A 4252-nucleotide genomic window follows, 5' to 3' on the forward strand; every position below is an offset into this window, starting at 1 on the left:
CCCCTCTGAGACCGTCACCCGCCCTGGACGCCCCACATGGATGTGGGAAGTGTCCCGAAGCGTCTGGAGCGCGAAGGGGACCGTATGTACGGCGTGTCTTGAAACGGTATTCCCCGTCGTAGACCGGACTTCATGCCACAGCAGACTGTCTGCGAACATCAGAACTCTTTCTCCAGTGCCGAGCGTAATGCCTTGGCCATCTCGGCCGCAGTTGCATAGCGTTTTTCCGGCTCTTTCTGTAGCGCTTTGTTCACAATCCGCGTGGCACTGCGCGGCAGATCCTTCCGCACCTCACGCAGAGGCCGGTGCCGGCTCTGCACGATCTGATAGCTCAGCTCTGCAATCGTATCGCCACGAAATGGCAGCGCCCCGGTCAGCAGTTGGTACAGAGTCACGCCCAGACTGAAAATATCGCTCGCTGGCCCTACCCGCGCCCCCTTGAGCTGCTCCGGGGACATATAGAGAGGGCTCCCCATAATCTCGCCGGTCTGGGTCCGGGCGCTGTTGGCCACCCGGGCGATTCCGAAATCGGTCACCACCACCCGGTTTTCATCCGGGTCATAGAGAATATTGCCCGGCTTGATATCCCGGTGAACCACTTGCTGCTCGTGGGCATAGGCCAGCGCCTCCGCGACCGTGGCCATCAGCTCATAGACCTTGGCGAGCGGAAGCTGCCGGGATTGAGCCGTGCGTTCGCTGAGCGGCTCGCCGCGGACGTAATCCATGGCGATAAAGGCCAACTCATGCTCCTGTCCCACATCGTATACCGTCACAATATTCGGGTGCCGCAGCCGCCCCGCCGCTTCCGCTTCCCGGAAAAACCGTTTTTTCAGGCTCTCGCGCTCATCGGCATCGAAGGGCGCAACATTCAGTGTTTTGATGGCCACCTCCCGGGCAATATGGGGATCTCGCCCGAGATAGACGATGCCCATTGCGCCACGCCCCAACTCCCGCTCGATCTGGTAGCGCCCCAGTTGCTGGGGTACGGCGAACTCCTCCAGCACCTGGGTCTGTGCCAGGTTCGCGGTGCCTGTGGCCCCCTGCCGAGCCTCCAGCGCCTTGAGTCGTTGCGCTACGTCACGGTACATGGGCTTGCGCCGCGCGATCTCCCGGTAACAGGCCAGCGCCTCCTGGCGGCGCTGCCGGCGTTCGTGCTCTCTGGCCTGGTCGTAGAGCAGATCCAGAATAGACTCCGAGGTGGGGCAGGCTTTCAGCGCGGTCAGCGCTTCTTTCCAGTGACCGTTATCAAAGCGCTCAATCCCCAACTGACGACGCAGATACTGCGCCTGGCGATACCAGCGACGCTGGTGCCAATACGCACCGATCAGCAACAGTCCGACCCACAGGTACTGAACCGCCAACCCGAGTGGCAGATACAGCCCCTGACTGATCTGGGCACCAATCTGCCCCGCGACCAGGCCTATGGTGAGCAGCCCGGTCATCAATAACGCGGCCACCCTGCCCATGACCGGGGTCAACCAGATTAGATAAACCGCCAGAGCCAGAATCAGACCGGAGAAGGCCGGGTAAAACCACCAGGGCGTCCGGTAACCGCCATTGAGAAGCGCCCCGGAATGCCTGGACAGCCCCTGCTCTGCCCAGCGGTCGGTAACCTGGGGCCAGATCGAATACCATCCGCCAGTCGACGATGGGGAGGCCGGATGAGTGTAACGAACCCGCTCGGGGGTCAATGCCAAGGAGGCATCAAAGAGCATCGCATCAAGCCAGGAGGGCGATTGGAGGGATTGGGGGAGCAGGATCAGCCAGCCGCCTAGCAACAGTACCAGCACACGCAGGCTCAGTCCGTCGGCCAATCGTTCCGTGAAGGTAGCGCTCATGAAGACGGCTTATTTCTCAGCGGTGTAGTAAATGCCGGGAATCCAGCTTTTTTTGATTTTCAGGGTGCGCTGCAGCTCGTCGGAAATCTGCTCGGCGTACTGCAGCTCATGGGTTCCGACCCGAATGCTGTCTTCAACTCTCAAGGGCGCCTCGGGCACCCGCTGACCGTTCACCCAGACGCCGTTGGTGCTGTTCAGGTCCCGGATGCGGAAACCCTGAGCGGTCGCCTCGATGACGGCGTGGTGCCCACTGACCGTGGCATCATCCACAACCAGGTGATTATCGGCGCTGCGCCCGATGGTCAGGGTTTCGTTGCTGAGCTCATAGTAGCCGACACTGGCACCGTTGAGCTGATGGTGGATGTACGGCATAGGGCCCCCTGTCTGTGCCGGTCAATCCGGAAAGCGTAGCACAGGGAGCCAGGGAGGAATGTGACGCCTTTCTCCTCTTGCTGATTGAGCGCGCGGTTACCGCGCCTCAATACTCCGCATTATGGAAAACGCGCTGAACATCGTCCAGAAAGTTCAACAGTTCGACCATTTTCTCGAACTGCTCGACGTCCTCGCCCGCGATCTCGGTGGTTATCTGAGGGATGAACTGCACATCCTCAACCTCAAACTCGATCCCTTCGAAGGCCTCCTTCAGGGCATTGCGCGTTTTGGCGTATTCGGTCTGAGGGGCAAATACCGTGATGATGCCCTCCTCGGCCTCGATATCGGTGACATCGACATCGGCGTCCGCCAGAGCCTCCAGCACCGCGTCTTCGTCCGGCCCGGAGAAACGGAAAATCGCGCTGTGGTCAAATAAATGACTGACCGCGCCGGAAGCACCCAGCTTGGCTTTCACCTTGTTGAAGCAGGTGCGCACATCGCCATAGGTCCGGTTGGGGTTGTCGGTCAGGCAGTCGACAATGATCATGGTGTTGCCGGGCCCAAACCCTTCATAGCGCGCTACCGCAAAATCTTCTCCGCCGCCGCCTTCGGCCTTGGCGATCGCTTTATCGATTACATGAGCGGGCACCTGCTCTTTCTTTGCCCGCTCCAGCAGAGACGCCAACGCCAGATTGCCGGTCGGCTCGGTGCCACCGGACTTGGCGCACATGTAAATCTCACGGCTGTAACGGCTGTAAATTTTGGATTTCATGTCCGAGGTTTTGGACATGGATTCTTTGCGGTTCTGGTAGGCTCTGCCCATGGGTGAATACCGGGTTCGTTTATCTGTTATTCATGCACGGCCGTCAAAAGACGGCCTACTCCCATTCGATGGTCGCGGGTGGCTTACTGGATACATCGTAAGTCACCCGTGACACACCGGAAATCTCGTTGATGATACGGTTGGAGACTTTCTCCAGCAATTCGTACGGCAGATGCGCCCAGCGTGCGGTCATGAAGTCGATGGTTTCCACCGCGCGCAGGGCAATGACCCACTCGTAGCGACGAGCATCCCCAACGACACCGACCGATTTGACCGGCAGGAACACCGCAAAGGCCTGGCTGGTTTTGTGGTACCAGTCGGCGTTGTGCAGCTCTTCAATAAAAATGGCATCGGCTTCGCGCAGAATATCGGCGTACTCTTTTTTCACTTCACCCAGAATGCGCACGCCCAGGCCCGGCCCCGGGAAGGGATGGCGGTAGACCATATCGTAAGGCAGGCCGAGCTCCAGACCGATTTTTCGCACTTCGTCTTTGAACAGCTCACGCAGCGGTTCCACCAGCTGCATTTTCATGGTTTCCGGCAGGCCGCCCACATTGTGGTGGGATTTGATCACGTGAGCCTTGCCGGTTTTGGCGGCTGCGGATTCAATCACATCCGGATAGATGGTGCCCTGGGCCAGCCAATTGACGTCTTTGAGTTTGGTGGCTTCATCATCGAACACATCGATGAAGGTGTTGCCGATGATCTTGCGCTTGGCTTCGGGGTCGTCCACGCCGTGGAGCTTGCCGAGGAACTGGTCTTCGGCGTCGACGCGGATCACCTTCACGCCCATGTTACGGGCGAACATTTCCATGACCTGGTCGCCTTCGTCTTTGCGCAGCAGGCCGTTGTCGACGAACACGCAGGTGAGCTGGTCGCCGATGGCTTTGTGTAACAGGGCCGCCACCACTGAGGAGTCCACGCCCCCGGACAGGCCGAGCAGGACTTTGTCCTTGCCCACTTGTTCGCGCACTTTTTCGATGGCGTCGTCGACGATTTTGGCCGGAGTCCAAAGGGCTTCGCAGCCGCAGAGTTCGAACACGAAATGCTCGAGGATGCGTTTGCCTTGAAGGGTGTGGGTGACTTCCGGGTGAAACTGGACGCCGTAGAATTTTTTGGCTTCATTGGCCATGCCGGCGATCGGACAGCTCGGGGTGGAGGCCATGATGTCGAAGTCCGGCGGCAGTTTGATGACTTTGTCGCCGTGGCTCATCCAGAC

At 59.4% G+C, this 4252-nt stretch carries 4 protein-coding genes; all 4 read right to left on the reverse strand.

Annotated elements, in window-relative coordinates:
• Positions 1-158: 158 nt before the first annotated feature.
• Positions 159-1838, reverse strand: coding sequence for a serine/threonine-protein kinase (locus tag B3520_RS03735; RefSeq protein WP_286806677.1), 1680 nt, complete (start codon positions 1836-1838; stop codon positions 159-161).
• Between the two features lie 9 nt (positions 1839-1847).
• Positions 1848-2210 carry an FHA domain-containing protein gene (locus B3520_RS03740; RefSeq protein WP_286806678.1) on the reverse strand — a complete coding sequence of 121 codons (363 nt, stop codon included), beginning with the start codon at positions 2208-2210 and terminating at the stop codon, positions 1848-1850.
• Positions 2211-2316: 106 nt separating this feature from the next.
• Positions 2317-3033, reverse strand: coding sequence for a YebC/PmpR family DNA-binding transcriptional regulator (locus B3520_RS03745; RefSeq protein ID WP_286806680.1), 717 nt, complete (start codon positions 3031-3033; stop codon positions 2317-2319).
• A gap of 55 nt (positions 3034-3088) precedes the next feature.
• Positions 3089-4252, reverse strand: a 1164-nt coding sequence (gene guaA, locus B3520_RS03750) for a glutamine-hydrolyzing GMP synthase (protein ID WP_286875442.1), incomplete at its 5' end; no start/stop codon positions are given.

It is taken from the genome of Marinimicrobium sp. UBA4509, assembly GCF_002388575.1.
In the GTDB taxonomy this organism is placed as follows: Bacteria; Pseudomonadota; Gammaproteobacteria; order Pseudomonadales; family Cellvibrionaceae; genus Marinimicrobium; species Marinimicrobium koreense.